16 protein-coding genes are annotated in these 17,562 nt (G+C 72.0%); 12 read left to right on the forward strand and 4 right to left on the reverse strand.

Going from position 1 to position 17,562, the window contains the following annotated elements; genetic code table 11:
* Positions 1–52 precede the first annotated feature (52 nt).
* A complete protein-coding gene (locus tag ACH65_RS20580) occupies positions 53–208 on the forward strand; it encodes a hypothetical protein (protein WP_202594195.1) in 156 nt (51 codons plus the stop codon).
* 249 nt (positions 209–457) lie between these two features.
* On the forward strand, positions 458–1,354 hold the full coding sequence (locus ACH65_RS11655) for a LysR family transcriptional regulator (protein ID WP_049622772.1): 897 nt from the start codon (positions 458–460) through the stop codon (positions 1,352–1,354).
* A 39-nt stretch (positions 1,355–1,393) separates the two neighbouring features.
* On the opposite strand, the gene ACH65_RS11660 is transcribed toward ACH65_RS11655, so the two are convergent.
* On the reverse strand, positions 1,394–2,134 hold the full coding sequence (locus ACH65_RS11660; protein ID WP_049622773.1) for an SDR family oxidoreductase: 741 nt from the start codon (positions 2,132–2,134) through the stop codon (positions 1,394–1,396).
* 452 nt (positions 2,135–2,586) lie between these two features.
* Here ACH65_RS11660 and ACH65_RS19865 point away from each other — a divergent pair, with 452 nt between their 5' ends.
* The 3 genes from ACH65_RS19865 to ACH65_RS11670 all read left to right on the forward strand — a co-directional run bounded on the left by ACH65_RS19865 (position 2,587) and on the right by ACH65_RS11670 (position 3,970).
* Positions 2,587–2,748, forward strand: coding sequence for a hypothetical protein (locus ACH65_RS19865; protein ID WP_153242576.1), 162 nt, complete (start codon positions 2,587–2,589; stop codon positions 2,746–2,748).
* A gap of 194 nt (positions 2,749–2,942) precedes the next feature.
* Positions 2,943–3,371, forward strand: coding sequence for a VOC family protein (locus tag ACH65_RS11665; protein ID WP_049622774.1), 429 nt, complete (start codon positions 2,943–2,945; stop codon positions 3,369–3,371).
* 71 nt (positions 3,372–3,442) lie between these two features.
* Positions 3,443–3,970 (forward strand): DUF1801 domain-containing protein, encoded by a 528-nt coding sequence (locus tag ACH65_RS11670; RefSeq protein ID WP_049622775.1) that lies wholly within the window; start codon positions 3,443–3,445, stop codon positions 3,968–3,970.
* Between the two features lie 198 nt (positions 3,971–4,168).
* Here the strand turns inward: ACH65_RS11670 and ACH65_RS11675 are convergent, their stop codons facing one another.
* Positions 4,169–6,157, reverse strand: a complete 1,989-nt coding sequence (locus ACH65_RS11675) for a protein-L-isoaspartate(D-aspartate) O-methyltransferase (protein WP_049622776.1) — start codon at positions 6,155–6,157, stop codon at positions 4,169–4,171.
* 360 nt (positions 6,158–6,517) lie between these two features.
* Positions 6,518–7,531 carry an alpha/beta hydrolase gene (locus tag ACH65_RS11680; protein ID WP_202594196.1) on the reverse strand — a complete coding sequence of 338 codons (1,014 nt, stop codon included), beginning with the start codon at positions 7,529–7,531 and terminating at the stop codon, positions 6,518–6,520.
* Positions 7,532–7,724: 193 nt separating this feature from the next.
* On the opposite strand from ACH65_RS11680, the gene ACH65_RS11685 reads away from it, so the two are divergent.
* Positions 7,725–8,600, forward strand: a complete 876-nt coding sequence (locus ACH65_RS11685; protein WP_049622778.1) for a LysR family transcriptional regulator — start codon at positions 7,725–7,727, stop codon at positions 8,598–8,600.
* A 168-nt stretch (positions 8,601–8,768) separates the two neighbouring features.
* Here ACH65_RS11685 and ACH65_RS11690 read toward each other — a convergent pair whose 3' ends face one another.
* A complete protein-coding gene (locus tag ACH65_RS11690) occupies positions 8,769–9,671 on the reverse strand; it encodes a LysR substrate-binding domain-containing protein (protein ID WP_049622779.1) in 903 nt (300 codons plus the stop codon).
* Positions 9,672–9,838: 167 nt separating this feature from the next.
* Between ACH65_RS11690 and dkgB the strand changes: the two genes are divergently transcribed.
* The 6 genes from dkgB (at position 9,839) to ACH65_RS11720 (ending at position 17,424) form a co-directional block, all read left to right on the forward strand.
* Positions 9,839–10,642 carry a 2,5-didehydrogluconate reductase DkgB gene (gene dkgB / locus ACH65_RS11695; protein WP_049622780.1) on the forward strand — a complete coding sequence of 268 codons (804 nt, stop codon included), beginning with the start codon at positions 9,839–9,841 and terminating at the stop codon, positions 10,640–10,642.
* Between the two features lie 143 nt (positions 10,643–10,785).
* Positions 10,786–11,229: a GlcG/HbpS family heme-binding protein gene (locus ACH65_RS11700; protein ID WP_049622781.1), complete on the forward strand. Its 444-nt coding sequence runs from the start codon at positions 10,786–10,788 to the stop codon at positions 11,227–11,229.
* Positions 11,230–11,587: 358 nt separating this feature from the next.
* On the forward strand, positions 11,588–12,706 hold the full coding sequence (locus ACH65_RS11705) for an alkene reductase (protein ID WP_049622782.1): 1,119 nt from the start codon (positions 11,588–11,590) through the stop codon (positions 12,704–12,706).
* Between the two features lie 5 nt (positions 12,707–12,711).
* Complete coding sequence (locus ACH65_RS11710) at positions 12,712–13,170, forward strand: PPC domain-containing DNA-binding protein (protein ID WP_049622783.1); 459 nt, start codon at positions 12,712–12,714, stop codon at positions 13,168–13,170.
* A gap of 673 nt (positions 13,171–13,843) precedes the next feature.
* The gene (locus ACH65_RS11715) at positions 13,844–14,620 is read left to right on the forward strand and encodes an iron-containing redox enzyme family protein (RefSeq protein WP_049622784.1); all 777 of its coding nucleotides are present in this window, start codon (positions 13,844–13,846) and stop codon (positions 14,618–14,620) included.
* A 137-nt stretch (positions 14,621–14,757) separates the two neighbouring features.
* Positions 14,758–17,424 carry a putative bifunctional diguanylate cyclase/phosphodiesterase gene (locus ACH65_RS11720; protein WP_336884808.1) on the forward strand — a complete coding sequence of 889 codons (2,667 nt, stop codon included), beginning with the start codon at positions 14,758–14,760 and terminating at the stop codon, positions 17,422–17,424.
* Positions 17,425–17,562: the final 138 nt, after the last annotated feature.

Below are 17,562 nucleotides of genomic sequence, written 5' to 3' on the forward strand. Positions count from 1 at the left end.
AATACCTCTCGACGGCATCCCCGCCTCGCCCACGACTCAACGGAGCATCGCCATGAAACTCGAAACCCTGCTGCTGCACAGCCTGTTCGCCGCCTGCCTGCTGGTTTGCGCGTTGACCCTGGGCGCCATGCTCACCACGCAGGCGGGCGTGCCCGCCGTGGCCGCGGGTCATGCGCCGGTTGTGGCGGTGTCGAGCGCGGCCGGCTGACGGCGCTCGGCCCCGGAAGGCGCGTGGACGTCGCGACGGGCATGGGCCATGGCACGGATGTTTTGGACGTCCGTGCCGGTGCCGCGGCTGGTGTCGGCATGCCGTCCGCCGAGGCGATGCGGCACGCTTCGCCGGCGCCTTCCGGCACCGGCGCTGTGCGCAAGGGCTATGCTCGCCCGGTGCAATCCTTGTCGCGGCGGCCGGTGCAGGCGGTGCCGGCATGCGGCGCCCTCCACGGTGGATACGGTCATGCAACTTCGACATCTGAAGACCTTCGTGGCGGTGGCCGCCACGCTCAACGTCACGCGGGCGGCCGAGCGGATCCACCTGGCCCAGTCGAGCGTGACGGAGCAGATCCAGGCGCTGGAGGCGGAGCTGGGCGCGGCGCTCTTCGACCGCTCGCCGCGCGGCCTGCGCCTGACCGAAGCCGGTCGCCGGCTGCTCGGCTACGCCGGCAGCATGCTGTCGCTGGCCGAGGAGGCGCGCGCCGCGGTGGCGGACACGGCGGCGCGCACCGCGGGCGAACTCGAGATCGGCGGGCTGGAAACGCTGTGCGCGGCCTGGCTGCCGCCCCTGCTGGCGGCGTTCCGCCGGCGGCATCCGGCGGTGGCGCTGCATGTGCGCAGCGCCGGCAGCGGCGCCTTGCGCGCCGCGGTGGGGCGGAGCGAGCTGGACGTCTGTTTCGTCTTCGGCGAGGACGGCTTCGGGCCCGGCGTGCAGAGCGAGCCGCTCGCGCGGGAGCGGCTCGCCGTGATCGTCCCGCCCGGCCACCGGCTGGCCGGGCGGCGGGCGGTCTCGGCCGCCGACCTCGCGGGCGAGCCGTTCCTGGCGACCGAGCCGGGATGCGTCTACCGGCGGATGTTCGAGGACGCCTTCCCGGCCGGCGATCCGCATCGTCCGCCGCTGGCGGCCGAGCTGGGCAGCCTGACCGCGGCGTGCGCGCTGGTCGAGGCCGGCCTCGGCTGCGCGCTGGTGCCGCGCCTGGCGGTGGACGGCGCCCGCCGCCTCGCCGTGCTGGCGTGGCCGGATGCGCCGGAGGTCGCCATCGCCATGGCCTGGCGCCGCCGGCGCGTGCAGGCGCCGGCCCTGCGCCGCTTCATCGAGGCGGCGCGGGAACACGTGCGCCTGCCTGAAGCCTGTGCGTGATCGCCCAGCGCGGCCCGGGCGGCGATCGCGGCCGGGCCCTCACACCAACCGGTGGCCGCCTTCCACGTGCAGCACCGTGCCGGTGACGAAGCCGTTGCCCATGAGGAAGCGGATCGCGTCGGCGATCTCCTCGGCGCGGCCGACCCGGCCCACCGGCAGGCGTTCGGCCATGGCGCCCAGCATCGCGTCCTTGGCCTCGCCCGCCACGTAGGTCCAGATCGGCGTGTCCACCCAGCCGGGCGAGACCGCGTTGACGCGCACCGGCCCCAGCTCCACCGCCAGCGCGCGGACCAGTGCGGCGAGCGCGCCGTTGACCGCGGCCACCGCGGCGCCGCGCGCGGTGGGGCGGTAGGCGGCGATGCCGGAGGTGAAGGTGATCGACCCCCGCGGCGCCAGCACCGCCGCACCATGCTTGGCCAGCAGCAGCGGGCCGACCAGCTTGGAGTCGATGGCGCGCCGGACCGCCGTCAGCTCCAGCGCCGGCAGCAGCTGGTAGGCGCCCTCGATGTCGGCCGCGGTGACGGCGATGTGATCGAGCGGGCCGCTCTGCCCGAACAGGCCGGCGACTTCGTCCTCGCACGTGATGTCGGCGGCGCAGGCGCGCAGCCGGCCGGTGTCGGGCAGGCGCCGGCGCGCCTCGGCGAGCCTGGCCTCGGAGCGGCCCACGATGGTGACCTCCGCGCCGTCCTCCAGCAGCGCCCCGGCGAGTGCCAGGCCCATCCCCGAACTGCCTCCGGCGATCAGCACGCGCTCGCGGGGCGCGCTTTCGTTCTCGTGCATGCGATGTCTCCGTGTTCGCCGCCGGCAACGGGCGCGGCGGCGACGCGATCTTCCGCAAGCGGGGCGGAGAGCGGAAACGGGAATGTGCGATGGGTGCCATCGGCTTTCCCGATCGCGGCGGGCGACGGCGGCCGGCGCGTGCGCTCGGGCGCGTCGGAACGCGACGCTGCCCATTCCGCCCTCGGGGGTGATCGGCATCGGCGAGGCGATGCTCTCGCCCGAGTACTGGGTGGCCAGAGCCCCCTTCGTCTCCGACGTCTACCGCAGCCTGGGCGTGCAGCTGCCGCGGAACACGGGCGACCAGAGCGCGAGCCCGGCGCTGAAGCACCGGCTGTTCGGCGCCGGCGACAGCCATGCGGTGCGCACGCCGGCCCTGGCCGAGGCGCAGGTCGGTGACCTGATCTACACCCCCGGCCACGTAGTTCCTGGGGCGGGTCGACGGCCAGCCGTACGTGATCCAGGACCTCGGCGGGGTGATCTTTCTCGACGGCGCCGGCAAGAAGCGCTGGACCAAGACCAACGCGGTCTCGGTGACGCCGCTGCTGCCGCTGCGGGTGGACGAGAAGCTCTCCTACGTCGACGCCATGACCAGCCTGGTGCGCATCCGCCCGTGAACCGCCTTGCGGCGGCCGCGCGCGGGCGTGGCAGAGGCCGGTTCGAAAAGCGGCGCGGCGGCGAGCACGGTCGACCCCGGCGTGGGCGCGCCGAGGCGGCCGGCGCCGCAACGTACGCCGTGTCGATTTCCCCGGGTGCCGTTCGTCGTGTCCAGAGACACCGGATCCGCCTTCACCGTTTGAGGAGACATGTCATGCCCATCGAGCCCTACCTGTTCTTCGACGGCCGCTGCGAAGAGGCCATCGCCTTCTATCGCCAGTCGCTGGGCGCCGAGGTCGAGATGCTGATGCGCTACAGCGAGGCCCCGGCCGGCTCCGCCCAGTGCCCGGACGGCTCGCAGCCGCCGGGCGACAAGGTCATGCACGCTAGCCTGCGCATCGGCCAGGGCCGGCTGATGGCCTCCGACGGCTTCGCCGCGGGCAAGCCGGAGTTCAAGGGCTTCTCGCTCTCGCTGACGGCCGACGACGACGCCGGGGCGAAGCGCCTGTTCGACGCGCTGGCCGACGGCGGCCAGGTGCAGCAACCGTTGGGCGCCACCTTCTTCGCCTCCAGCTTCGGCATGGTCGCCGACCGCTTCGGCGTGGCATGGATGGTGATCGTGCCGTTGCCGATGAAGGGCTGACCGGGATGCCGGCACGTGCCCGCCGCGTTGTGGGCCATCAAGACGGCAAGAGTCCACCGGCTGGAGTGGCCATGACCATCACGACCTCCAGGACGCCGGCGAAGGCCGCCAGGAAGGCCGTCGCCGGGCGGGCCGCCGCAAAGGCGGCCGCGCCGCGCGAGGCGGTCGCCGAGTCATCCGCCCGCAAGCCCGCGAAGCCGGGCCTGCTCGCAGGTGGCAACCCCAGGATCGCAAAGGCCGACGGCGACGTTCCCGTGCAGGCCTACATTGCGGCCATGCCGGGCTGGAAGCGCGAGGTCGGGGGCCGCCTCGACGCGCTCATCACGCGCGCCGTTCCCGGCGTGCGCAAGGCGGTCAGATGGAACTCTCCCTTCTACGGCGTCGAGGGCCGGGGCTGGTTCCTCGGCTTCCATTGCTTCACGGGGTACGTCAAGGTGACGTTCTTCCAGGGTACGTCGCTGCGTCCCATCCCTCCCGGCGAATCGAAGCAGAAGGACGTGCGCTACCTGGACATCCACGAGCACGATCCGCTCGACGCCGCCCAATTCACCGCCTGGGTGAAGCAGGCCAGCCAACTGCCCGGCTGGGGCAAGGGCTGATCGTCGCGAACCCGCCTCGCCATCGCCTTTCGCCCACAACCGGGCCCGCGCGATGCAGGGCGACGACGAGGGGATGACCTTCGGCCGTGCGCGAAGGCCCGGCTGAACCTTGCCGGCGGAGCGGCCTTGCCACCGCGGGTCGTCATGACGCCCGAGCATGCCCGCGCGGCGCTGCAAGCGGCGGCCGGTATCGAGCGCCTACAACCCGAACGGATACGTCTCCGGCATGCCGGGCCTGGCGTGTTGCGGGCCGAGCGGCGTCACAGCAGTGGTCTCGTCGAACCACACGTAGGCGTCGAACTGGCCGGGCAGGGTGGCCTCGGCGTAGTGGCTCTGCAGTTCGGTGTCGGGGCGGTAGATCACGCCGATGAAGCGCTGCGGGCGCGGCGCCAGCAGGGCCTCGCGCAGCGCCTCGTCCTGGCCGGGTCCGAGGTCGAGCAGGAAGCGCGGCAGGCCGGTGTCGTGGCAGAGCCGCTCCACGCTGCCGCGGCGCGAGGGCAGCACGCGCTTGACCGCCATGTCGTCGCCCCAGTCGTCGGCCGCGGCCACGGTGCCGGCGTGGGTGCCCAAGCCGATCAGCGCGGCCTCCTCGCCGAAGTGCTCGCGGCAGAGCTGGCCGATGTTGAGCTGGTCGCGCGCGGCGCCCATGTCGGTGTGGCGCGCGTCGCCGATGTGCGAGTTGTGCGCCCACACGATGGCCTTGGCCCGCGGGCCGTGCGCGTCGAGCAGGTGCCGCAGGGTCTCGAACATGTGCGTGTCGCGCAGGTTCCAGCTTTGCGCGCCGCCGTAGTACATGGCGCGGTAATAGTGCTCGGCCGCGGCGATCAGGCGCGCGCTCTGCGCCGCGTCGAGGAAGCTCTCGCCGTCCTGCCGCACGTAGTCGAGCCGGCTGGCGAGCAGGTCGCGGCACTGCTGCACCACGGCCTGCTCGCAGCGGGTGTAGCCGTGGCTCAGCACGGCGCGGCCGTAGGTGGCCGGCTCCTTCTGCCAGGGCGTGAGGCAGCCGTAGCGTTCGCGCGCCACCGCGGCCGCGGCGGGGTCGACGCGGTCAAGGTAATGCAGCACGGCCGCGATGGAGTCGGTGAGGTTGTAGAGGTCCAGGCCGTAGAAGCCCGCCTGCTCGGCGTGCTCGCGGTCCGCGTTGTGGGCGTGCAGCCAGTCCACCAGGGCGGCCACGTCGGTGTTGCGCCACATCCAGGTGGGGAAGCGCTGGAACGCGGGCACCGTGCCGGCGCGCAGCGGCAGGTGGCGCACGTAGCGGTTGACTGTGGCGGCGTCCGGCCAGTCCGCCTCCACCGCGACGAAGCGGAAGCCGTGGCGCCCGATCAGCCGCCGCGTGATGGCGGCCCGCGCGCGGTAGAACTCCGCGGTGCCGTGGCTGGCCTCGCCCAGCAGCACCACGCGGCGGCCGGCGTAGCGCTCGAAGGGTGCGGCGAAGTCGGCGGCGTCGGGGTCCGGCAAGGGCTCGGCGGCGGCGGAGATGCGTGCCGGCAGCGAGGTGTCGCGCACGTAGGCGCGGGCCGTCGCGGGCTGGCCATCCTCGGTCCAGCCCTGCGCGCCGATCAGGGGCACGAACTGCACGCCGCCGAGGTCCTGCTCGTCGTAGCTGTCCTCGCCGAGCCGGGTGATCTTGCGCAGGTGCTGCATGCGCCGGGCCTCGCCCACCGGGATCACCAGCCGCCCGCCGATGGCGAGCTGTTCGCGCAGCGCGGGCGGCGCCGCGGGCGCGCCGGCCGCGACCAGGATGGCGTCGAACGGCGCGGCCTCCGGCCAGCCCCGGCTGCCGTCGCCCACGCGCAGGGTGATGTTGTCGTAGCCGAGGCGCTCGAACCGCGCGGCGGCCTCGCTCGCCAGTTCGCCGAGCCGCTCGATGGCGTAGACGTGCCCGGCGATCCGGCTCGCCACCGCCGAGGCGTAGCCGGAGCCGGCGCCCACCTCCAGCACGCGGTCGCCCGGTTGCAGCGCGGCGGCCTCCACCATCAGGGCCACCACGTAGGGCTGGGAGATGGTCTGGCCCTGGCCGATCGGCAGCGGGCTGTCCTCGTAGGCGAACTCTTCGAAGCCGGGATCGACGAAGGCCTCGCGCGGCACCGTGCGCATCGCCGCCAGCACCGCGGTGTCGCGCACGCCGCGGCGGGCGATGTGGAAGTCCACCATGCGGTCGCGGGCGCGCAGGAAATCGACCATGGCGATGTGGCGGCGGCGGAAGCGAGGAACGCGGCCATGGGTAGCACGGCCGGCGTGGAGTGGGCGTCATGCCGGCAGGCGGGCGCGGCGGCCGAGCCGGCTTGGCACGGGCCGCATCGGCGTCGGTGGGGCCGCGCGTCAGCCTTGCCGGCGCCGCTCCCGTTGCCGCGGATCGGCACGGTTCGCCGCCGCGGGAGGGCCTGCACGGCAGCGCGGCAAAGGCGCGGCGGCTGTTCGCGGGGCCGCCTGTTCTGCCCGGGCGGCATGGCCGGCAGTGCGACGACAGGGATGCAGGCGAAGAAACACGACACCGCCCGGCCGAAGCCGGGCGGTGTCCGGTGCGCCATGCAGCCGCTGCGCTTACTTCAGCTTGTTGCGCAGGAAGGCGTTGGCCTGGTCGATGGCGGCGCGGGTCGCCGGGGTGTCGCTGATCGCGTTGAGCATCACGAAGTCGTGGATGGTGCCCAGGTAGCGGGTGGCGGTGACGCGCACGCCGGCCTGCTCCAGCTTGTGGGCGTAAGCCTCGCCTTCGTCACGCAGCACGTCGTTCTCGTCGGTGATCACCAGCGCCTCGGGCAGGCCCTTGAGCTGGTCGATGCCGGCGCGCAGCGGCGAGGCGGTCGGCTCGTTGCGCTTGGCCTTGTCCGGCAGGTAGGCGTCCCAGAACCAGGCCATCGCGTTGCGGGTCAGCCACGGGCCGTTGGCGAAGCTGCGGTAGGAGCCGTCGTCGAGGTTGGCGTCGGTCACCGGGTAGAACAGAAGCTGCCCTTTCAGCGCCGGGCCGCCCTGCTGCTTGGCCAGCAGCGACACCGCCGCCACCATGTTGCCGCCCACGCTGTCGCCGGCGAGGGCGATGCGGCCGGGGGCCACGCCGATCTCGGCGCCGTGCCCGGCCACCCAGCGCAGCGCGGCGTAGCCCTGGTTGATCTGCACCGGGTACTGCGCCTCGGGCGCCGGGGTGTAGTTGACGAACACCACCGCGGCACGGGCGCCATTGGCGATCTCGCGGATCAGGCGGTCATGCGTGTTCTTGCTGCCGAGCACCCAGCCGCCGCCATGGAAATACACCACCGCCGGCAGCGGTTCCTTCACGCCCTGCGGGCGCACCACGCGGATCGAGACCTGGCCGGCCGCGCCGCCGGGGATGGTCAGATCCTGCACGTCGGCCGGCAGCAGCGAGGCGGGGTTCTTCTGCGCGCCTTCCAGCACCTGGCGCGCATCGGCGTAGCTCAGCCGGTAGATCGGCTTGCCGCCCTGCGCGGCGAGCTGGTCCAGGAACGCCTGGGTGGAGGGCTCCACCTGTGCTTTGGCGTTGGCCGTGGTGGCGGCGGCGACCGACAGGATGGACGCGGCGAGGAGACTCTTGATGGACATGATGGCGTGACTCCAGTGGAATAGGACGGTTTTCCGAGGGCTTTCCCGCGCCGCCGCCGCGTGGCGGCCGGCTCGGGAGAGTGGCCCGAAGGCCTTGTCGCCCCGGGTGTGGAGCCATTGTGTGGAGCCGGCTGCGAGGGCGGAATTTCCGTTTTCGCAACGCCTGTTGCCTGGAACCTAAAAGCCCGAATTCATGGAACTGCACGAGATCCGCTACGCCCTCGCGGTGTTCAAGACGCTCAACTTCACCCGCGCCGCGGAGCAGAGCTTCGTCACCACGCCGGCGCTGTCGCGGGCGGTGAAGAAGCTGGAGGAGGAACTCGGCGCGCCGCTGTTCCAGCGCGACACCACCGGCGTCGCTGTGACCGACTTCGGGCGCCTGGTGCGGCCGCACCTGGAGCAGGTGATGGCGGAGATGAGCGCCACCAAGCTCGCCGCGCGCGGCTTCCTGCAACTGGACAACGCGCCGGTCTCGGTGGGCGTGATGTGCACCATCGGCGCCGCACGCTTCCTCGCCTTCCTGGCGCAATTCCGCCTCGACCATCCGGGCGCGCGCATCCACCTGGTCGAAGGCAGCGCCGACCATCTCGCCGAACAGCTGCTGGGCCGCAAGCTGGAGCTGGCGGTGATGGCGCAGCCGGAGGGCCCCGATGCGCGCATCCGCCGCCGCGCGCTCTACCGCGAGCGCTTCGTGGTGGCGTTCCCGCCGGGCCACCGCTTCGAGGCGCTGGACGAGGTGACGCTGACCGAAGCGGCTGGCGAGCAGCACCTGCTGCGCGCCAGCTGCGAATACAACGGCCAGTTCACCGACCTGCTGGAGGCGCGCGGCGTGCAGCTGCCGATCGTCTTTCGCAGCGAGCGCGAGGACTGGATCCAGACCATGGTGGCCGGCGGCTTCGGCGTCTCCTTCGTACCCGAGTACTCGGCCACCATCGCCGGCCTCAGGACCCGCCCGCTGGTCGACCCCGCGGTGGAACGCGAAGTGGCGCTGGGCTGGCTCGATGGCGCCGCGCTGTCGCCCACGGCCAAGGCGTTCCACGACGCGATCGCGGTGTGGGACTGGGGCTAGGCGTCCAGCCGCCGCCGGCCGGAGTCCGTCGCCATGCCAGCGAAGGCCGGCATCCATGGGCGCCGAGGCTCGGGCAGGCGGTCGCCCTGAACCGCGGCCTGCGCCGGCGTGACGGTTGCGGCCGGGTCTTGAGGCGGCGACGCAGCCGTCAGGGACGTCGCGCGGCGCTCACTTCCCCTTGCCCTCGTGCGGCAACTGCTCGCTCAGGTAGTCGAGGAAGCAGGTGATGCGCGAGGCGAGGGCGGTGTTGCGGTAGTAGACGGCATGCACCGGCTGGCGCACGTCCACGGTGTGGCGGTCGAGGATCTGCACCAGGCGGCCCTGGGCGCGGTCCTCGTGGGTCATGAAGTCGGCCAGGCAGGCGATGCCGTCGCCGGCGAGGGCGAGGTGGCGCAGGGTCTCGCCGCTGGAGGCCTTGATCGCCGGCGCGATGGCATAGGCGTCGCCGGAGGCGTGGCGCAGCGGCCACTGGTTGAGCGACTCGGGCTGAGTGAAGCCGAGCAGGGCGTGGTGGTCCAGCTCGTCCACCCGCCTGGGCGTGCCGTGGCGTTCCAGGTAACCGGGGCTGGCCAGCACGCGCAGGCGGTGGCTGCCGAGCGGGCGGGCGTGCAGGGTGGAGTCGCGCAGCGTGCCGATGCGGATGGCGATGTCGGTGCGCTGCTCGATCAGGTCGATGATCAGGTCGCTGCTGTGCAATTCCAGCTCGATCTGCGGGTAGCGCTCGCGGAAGCCCGCCACCAGCGGCACGATGGCGTGCAGCATGAAGGGCGAGGCGGCGTTGACGCGCAGCCGACCGGCGGGGCGCTGGCGGCGGATGGTCATCTGCTCCTCGGCGCTCTCCACGCTGTCGAGGATGCGCCGCGCGTGCTGCAGGAAAGTCTCGCCTTCCTCGGTGAGTTCCAGCCGCCGGGTGGTCCGGCGCAGCAGGGTGACGTCGAGCTTCTCCTCGATGCGGCTGAGCGCGCGGCTGATGCCGGAGGCGGTCTGCGCCAGGTGCTCGGCGGCGGCGGTGATGGAGCCCGTGTCGACCACGGTGACAAAGGCCAGCAGTTCGTCGAGCGTCGTCTTCATTCTTGCATTCTAGGCAAATATGTTCTGCCCCGTGGCCGGTATTTCGGGATGGGGGGCGGGGGAATACTGCACTCCTTAAGTTTCGTTGCCCCGGTGCCCCCGGGCCGCCACAGCGGCAGGCGTCGGAGGCGGTGGCTTCCCTTTCCCCCTTTTGCTACGGAGTTTCCATGAGCATTCCCTCCTTCGGCCTCGGCACCTTCCGCCTGCAGGGCCAGACCGTGATCGACTCGGTGCGCAACGGCCTCGAAGTCGGCTACCGCGCCATCGACACGGCGCAGATCTACGACAACGAAGCCGACGTGGGCAAGGCGCTCGCCGGGAGCGGCGTGGCGCGCGGGGATATCTTCCTCACCACCAAGATCTGGATCGACAACCTCTCGCGCGGGAAGCTGATCCCCAGCCTGCGCGAGAGCCTGGCCAAGCTCGGCACCGACCACGTCGACCTCACCCTGATCCACTGGCCCTCGCCCAACGGTGCGGTGCCGCTGGCCGAGAGCCTGGAGGCGCTGCTGGAAGCGCGCGAGCAGGGCCTGACCCGGCAGATCGGCGTGTCCAACTTCCCCATCGCGTTGCTGCAGCAGGCGATCGACATCGCCGGCAAGGACAACATCGCCACCAACCAGGTGGAGATCAGCCCCTACCTGCAGAACCGCAAGCTGGCGGCGTTCGCCCGCGAGCAGGGCGTGCATCTCACCTCGTACATGACGCTGGCCTACGGCAAGGTGCTGAAGGACCCGGTGCTGGCCGCCATCGCCGCTGCGCACGGCGCGACCACCGCGCAGGTGGCGCTGGCCTGGGCGCTGCAGCAGGGCTATGCGGTGATCCCGTCCTCGACCAAGCGCGAGAACCTGGCCAGCAACCTGGCGGCGCAGAAGCTGGTGCTGAGCGAGGCCGAGCTGGCGCAGATCGCCACGCTGGACCGCAACGAGCGCCAGGCCGACCCGGAAGGCCTCTCGCCAGCCTGGGACTGACCGCCGGGCGCGACCGGCGGGCCGCGCCGCGGCCCGCCGCGTTAGCCGGCACGGTTTTCCACGGGCCATGCCCGCTCCACCGGCCGTGCCGTGGACGCGGGGCGGGTGCGGCCCGACTTTCATTCTTCGGACGAGGTCATCGTATGCATGTCGCCGAGACACCCCTGTTGCAACGCGCGCTGAGCCTGGCCGAGGCCGAGCGCATCGTGGCCCGCGCCAAGCGCGAGGCCGGCCGGCGCGCCCTCGCGCTGAACATCGTGGTCGTGGACGCCGGCGCCGCGCCGCTGGCCCTGGCACGCATGGACGGCACCGTGCCGGTGGCGAGCGAGATGAGCTACGCCAAGGCGCGCACCGCGGCCCGCTTCGGCGCCGCCACGCAGGACCTGGCCGGCGCCGTGCAGCCCGGCGCGCCGCTGTTCGGCATCTGGGCCGCCGAGGCCGGCCCGGCCGTGTTCATCGGCGGCGGTGTGCCGGTGCGCATCGGCGGTCGGGTGGTCGGCGCCGTCGGCGTGGGCGGCGCCACGCCGGAGCAGGACCACGAGGTCGCCGCGGCGGCGGCCGCGGCCCTGGAGACGGCCGAGGACTGAGTGCGGCCTGTCCGGTCCATGCCGCGCCCGCAGCGCCTCTCCTGCAGGGAAGGGCGCCGGTGGCGACGGGCCTTGAACAGGTGCCTCGCGGCCGCATCGATGCAAGTGTTCTGGTGTTCGAGGGCCCGTGTCCCTCTTTTCGGCGGGGCCGCCTCCAGTCTCGGGCGCCCCGCCATTTTTTCACGACGGAGTTTCCATGAGCGCATCGACATCGCAGCACCTGCCCCCCTTCGCAGGACGGCAGTTCGAGGTGGGCTACGAAGGCCTCACCTCGAGCTGTTCCGCCTGAGCGGCAGCCTGCGGCCGCTCTGAGCCGGCGGCGCGCGTTCCACCCCATTTTCAAGGAGTTTTCCAGAGCATGAGCATCCACGACGATCCGCTGTTCCAGCCGCTCAAGCTCGGCGCCCTCGCGCTGCCCAACCGCATCGTGATGCCGCCGATGACGCGTTCGCGCGCCAGTCGTCCGGGCGACGAGGCCAACGCGCTGATGGCCGAGTACTACGCGCAGCGCGCCGCGGCCGGGCTGATCGTGAGCGAGGGCACCTACATCGCCCCGCTGGGCAAGGGCTATGCGTGGACGCCTGGCCTCTTCACGCCCTCGCAGGTGGATGGCTGGAGGCGGGTGACCGACGCCGTGCACGCGGCCGGCGGGCGCCTCTTCGCCCAGCTCTGGCACGTGGGTCGCATCAGCCACCCGGACCTGCTCGGCGGACAGCAGCCGGTGGCGCCGTCGGCGATCCGCGCCGAGGGCGTGAAGGTGTACGTGGACAACGGCGAGGACGCGCCCGGCTTCGTCGAGGCGGGCATGCCGCGCGCGCTCTCGGTGCCGGAGATCGGGGCCATCGTGGAGCAGTACCGCCAGGCCGCGCGCAACGCCATCGCCGCCGGTTTCGACGGCGTGGAGCTGCATGCGGCCAACGGCTACCTGGTCAACCAGTTCCTCGACTCCAACTCCAACGCGCGCACCGACGAATACGGCGGCTCGCTGGAAAACCGCCTGCGCTTCCTCGACCAGGTGGCGCGCGCGCTGGTGGACGGCGCCGGCGGCGCGGGCCGCGTGGGCATCCGCCTCGCGCCGCTGACCACGCTCAACGGCTGCATCGACGCGGACCCGGAGCAAACCTACGCCGCCGCCGCCCGGCGCCTGGGCGAGATCGGCGTGGCCTACCTGCACATCGCCGAGGCGGACTGGGACGATGCGCCGCTGATGCCGGTGACCTTCAAGCGGCGCCTGCGCGAGGTGTTCCCCGGCGTGATGATCTACGCCGGCAAGTACACCGCCGAGCGCGCCCGCCAGGCCCTGCGCGAGGGCTGGGCGGACATGGTGGCGTTCGGACGTCCGTTCGTGGCCAACCCTGACCTGCCCGAGCGCATCCGCCTCGGCCTGCCGTGGGCCACGCACCATCGGGAGACGCTGTTCGGCGGGGGTGCGGCCGGGCTTACGGACTACCCGCGTGCCACCGGTACGGCAGGTTGAGTGCCATGACCGAGGCACCGACCTGGTACATGCCCACGCCCACCGGCTACCTCCTGGTGCTGCGCCAGGGCGACGACGTGATGGCGAAGCTCGGCGAGCTGGCCGAGCGCGAGCGCATCCCCAGCGCGAGCTTCACCGGCATCGCCTTCCTGCACAAGGTCACCTTCGGCTACTACGACTTCGCGGCGAAGGCGTTCCAGCCGCGCAGTTTCGAGGACGTGGAGATGACCGGCCTCACCGGCAGCCTGGCCTGGCAGGGCGGCAAGCCCTCGGTGCACGCGCACGGCGCGGTGGCGGGGGCGGATTTCCTCGCCCATGCCGGCCACCTGCTGGCGATGGAGGTGGGCACCGGCTCGGCGGAGATCACCGTGTTCCGCCACGACAAGGTGCTGCAGCGGGAGATCGACCCGGTGATCGGCGCCAACGTGCTGCAGCTGTGGCCGTGCGCGGGCGGGGCGGAGTAACCCGCTAGCGGCCCCCGGCGCCGCGGCGCGGGCTGCAGTGCTTTTCCGTTCGCGTTGCCCCGTGCCGTGCCGGTCGGCGGTGGATCGGCGGCCGTCCATGTCCCACAGGGGGCAGGCCGATGGCATCGGTGCGGCCGGCCGGAAGCCATCGGTCAGTCGGGCCGTCTCCACCTTGCGTTCGGCCGTCTGGACGGCTTGCCTGGCGCGGGATGCCTGTGCCGCGCGTTGCCTGCGCCGCGTCCATGCCGGCGCATCCCGGCCGCGGGGCGGCCGAAGCGATCCCAGGCCGGCCACGTGACGGTGCAGGGCGTTTCCTGCGCGCTGACCTGCGGGAAGCGGCGCCTTGACGGCGCCGGCGTCGCCGCCCGGCGGCGGGCCCAGGGCATTCCCCCGTTGTCTCCTTCCACCTTGCCGACCGGCTGCCGCGCCTTCGCGCCGCAGGCCGCCGCCCCGTTCCTCCGGCAGCCGCCGGCGGCGCGGTGCGGCGCGGCGGCCGTGCGCGCCGGAAGCCTCGGCGCGCGGCCCCCGGGCGAGGGGGAGGCTGCCGCGGGGCAAGATTTCGCAGTCGCCACACCCAGCCAACATGAGGACTATGGAACTTCGGCGCCATCCGGCGCCGGCGCCGCCGCCCGCGACGGGACGGCGGTGTTTTTTCCCAACAGGAGAAGTTCCTATGAACGCTGGTTTCGAACTCAAAGGCTCGCTGACCGACCTGCTCAGCTACCCGCAATGGGCGCAGGACATGGTGGCCGACGCCGCATCGGTCAGGCAGGAAGTCATGGACCACGAGTTGTGGACCCTGATGCGCGAGGTGCGCCTCGACCGCGAGTCCACCCGCAACTTCATGGTGGGGGTATGGCCGGTGATCGAGCGTTTCCCCGGTTATATGGCCAACAGCCTGCTCAAGACCCGCTACGGTCGCAGCCAGGGCGACGACGTCGCCCGCCGCTGGCTGGTGCGCAACATCCGCGTGGAGCAGAACCACGCGGAATACTGGCTCGACTGGGCGGAGGGCGCCGGGGTGTCCCGCGAGGAGGTCCTCAACGGCACGCCGCCGCTGGGCAGCCACACGCTGGCGCAATGGTGCGAGGATGTCAGCTGCAAGGACAGCCTGGCGGCGGGCATGATTGCCACCAACTACGCCATCGAAGGGGTGACGGGCGACTGGTCGCAACTGGTCTACGACAGCGCGGCCTATGCCGAGAGCATGCCGACCGGCCGCCGCAAGGCGAGCCTGCGCTGGCTGCAGCTGCACGCGGCCTATGACGATACCCATCCGTGGGAGGCGCTGGAGATCGTCTGCGCGTTGGTCGGCAGCTCGCCTGCCGCCGACGAGGTGGCTCACCTGACGGAGTGCGTCAAGCGCAGCTACCTGGGCATGCGCGTGCTTGCAGACAGGTGCCTCGACAATCGCTACGCTTTGCGCCAAACCAGAGAAGAGGCAGCCTGACGGAGGCGCCTCGAAGGGGGTAGGCCGGCACGTGGTCGCTGTACGGTTGCTTGGATAGAGAGCCTTTGATGCCTGACGTAAGGATCAACATCCAGTCTTCCTTGGTACAGCGTCTGATGCCGCTGGCGTATGCCCTTGTGGCCGTCATCGGGTTGATCCTGGTCCTCACCTGGGGGGCTTTGCAGATCCAGGTCGCTCTCGCCGGTTTCCTCAACGGCGAGAGCGTTTGGTCGAAGGCGCAGAAGCAGGCGGCGATCGACCTCGGCAACTATGCGGTGTCCGGCGATGCGCGCGAGCTTGCGCGGTTCCGCCAGAACTACGCCATGCTGGCCTACGACCGCCAGGTGCGGGATGCGGCGGCCGGCGACCATTTCAACTATTCCGAGGCCGCCGCGGCGTTGCGCCACGGCAATACGATCCCGGCGGCCATCCCCGGCGTGCTGTTCATGCTGCGCTACCTGCCCGGCGCGCCCTACCTGCGCGACGCGCTGGCGGCCTGGCGCTCCACCGACGAGGCCATCGGGCAGCTCGAGCGCATCGCCGACGACATGGAGCGCGGCTACGCGGCCGGCCGGGTCACGCCGCTCGACCGCGTGGCCAACATCGCACGCATCCACCAGCTGAGCGACTACATCGAGCCGCGCGCGCAGTTGTTCTCGCAGCGCATCGCCGACGCCGCCAACCGCATGGGCTGGATCCTCTTCGGCAGCGTGGCCGCGGGCACGCTGCTGGCCTGCTTCCTCTGGCTGCGCATGGCGCGGCGCGTGGTGGCCGGCATCCGCGGCAGCGAGGAACGCTACCGGCTGGTGTTCGACAGCGCGGCCGACGCCATCGTGATGGTGGACGAGGCCAGCGGCGCCATCCTCGACGTCAACAGCACCGCCACGACCTGGACCGGGCGCGTGCACCGGGCGCTGGTGGGGCAACCGCTGGAGACGCTGTTCGCGGTGCAGCCCGAGCCCGGCGGCACCGGCCTGCTGCGCGGCGCCGACGGCGACCGCCCGGTGGACGTGCAGAGCAGCCTGGCCCAGTGGGGGGCGCAGACGGTGCGCCAGGCGATCATCCGCGACATCACCGAGCGGCTGAAGCTGGAGCAGGAGCGCCGCATCGCCGCCGAGGCACTGGCCAGCGTGGCCGAGGGCGTGATCATCGCCGATGCCGGGCGGCGCATCGTGTCGACCAACGCCGCCCACGACAGCATGACCGGCTACGGCGGGCAGAGCCTGCTCGGCCGGCCGCTGGAGGAAACCCGCAGCCTGCCCGACGGCACGCCGCTGCCCGACTCGATCTGGGCCGACATCGACGAGCACGGCCACTGGCAGGGCGAGGTGGCGAGCCGGCGCCGCGACGGCAGCAGCTACCCGGAGCTGCTCAGCATCAGCGCGATCCGTGACGCGCAGCGCCGCATCCAGCACTACGTGGCGGTGTTCACCAACATCAGCGTGACCAAGGCGAGCCAGCAGCGTCTCGAATACCTGGCCGCGCACGATCCGCTCACCGAGCTGGCCAACCGGGCCGAGTTCGAGCGCCAGTGCACCAAGGCCATCGCCGCGGCGGTGCGCGGGCGCAACGCGCTGGCCGTGCTGTTCGTGGACCTGGACGCCTTCAAGGTGGTGAACGACAGCTACAGCCACGCCATCGGCGACCGCCTGCTGGCCAAGGTGGCCGAGCGCATCCGCTGCCAGCTCGGGCCCAACGACCTGGCCGGGCGCATCGGCGGCGACGAATTCACCGTGCTCACCAGCGGCCTGCAGGAGCGCGGCGAGGCCGCCGTGCTGGCCCGGCGCCTGCTGGCGGCGCTGGCCGAGCCGATGACGGTGGGCGACTACGAGATCGTGCTCAGCGCCAGCATCGGCGTCGCCGGCTACCCGCTGGACGGCATGGACGCCACCACCCTGATCGCCAACGCGGATGCCGCGATGTACGTGGCCAAGACGGAGGAGCGCAATGCGTTCCGCCTGTACTCGCCGATGATGCAGGCGGATGCGCGCCGCCGCCTCGCGCTGCTGGTGGAGCTGCGCCGCGCGCTGTCGGAGAACGAGTTCCGGCTGGCGTACCAGCCGACGCTGGAGCTGCGCAGCGGGCGCATCGTGGCGGTCGAGGCGCTGCTGCGCTGGCAGCACCCGGAGCGCGGCGAGATCCAGCCCGGCGAGTTCATCCCGCTGGCCGAGAAGCTCGGCCTGATCCGCCACATCGACGAATGGGTGCTGCAGGCCGCCTGCGCGCAGATGCGCCAGTGGGAGCAGGCCGGCCTGCCGGCGATCCGGGTGGCGGTGAACGTCTCGGCCAGCTGGTTCGGCCACTCGCGTTTCGTGGAGGAGGTGCGCGATGCGCTGGCGACCTGGCAGATCGACCCCGCGCGGCTGCTGCTGGAAGTGACCGAGGGCGCGATCCTGCGCCTGGGCGAGGACATGGTGCGCGCGATGCAGGCGCTGCACGCGCTGGGCGTGGGCGTGGCGATCGACGATTTCGGCACCGGCTACTCCTCGCTGAGCTACCTCAAGCTGCCGGCGATCGCCTGCCTGAAGATCGACCAGAGCTTCGTGGCCGGCCTGCCCAGCGACGCCAACGACACCGCCATCGTCGAGGCGATGCTCACGCTGGCCCGCAACCTCGGCCTCTACGCCATCGCCGAGGGCGTCGAGAACGAGGCCCAGCACGCCTTCCTGAGCCGGGCCGGCTGCGCGGAGGGGCAGGGCTTTCTGTATGCGCGGCCGCTGAGCAGCGGTGAGCTTGAGCGCCTGTTGCGTCGCTCGGGTGAGCCGGGGCCGCAGCGCCTGTACCTGGTGCCGCCGGCGCGCTGAGGGCTTGTTCAGGCTTTCCGCGTTGGAGTTCGCGAGGGAAGGCGTGTCGTGTTGTTGGCCTCATCGCATGCTGGCCGGCCGTTGGCCGGGGGTTTCGCTCCCCTGCCGGGGAGCGAGTTACTTTTCTTTGCTTGCCCA

It is taken from the genome of Frateuria defendens, from assembly GCF_001182895.1.
GTDB lineage: Bacteria > Pseudomonadota > Gammaproteobacteria > Xanthomonadales > Rhodanobacteraceae > Frateuria_B > Frateuria_B defendens.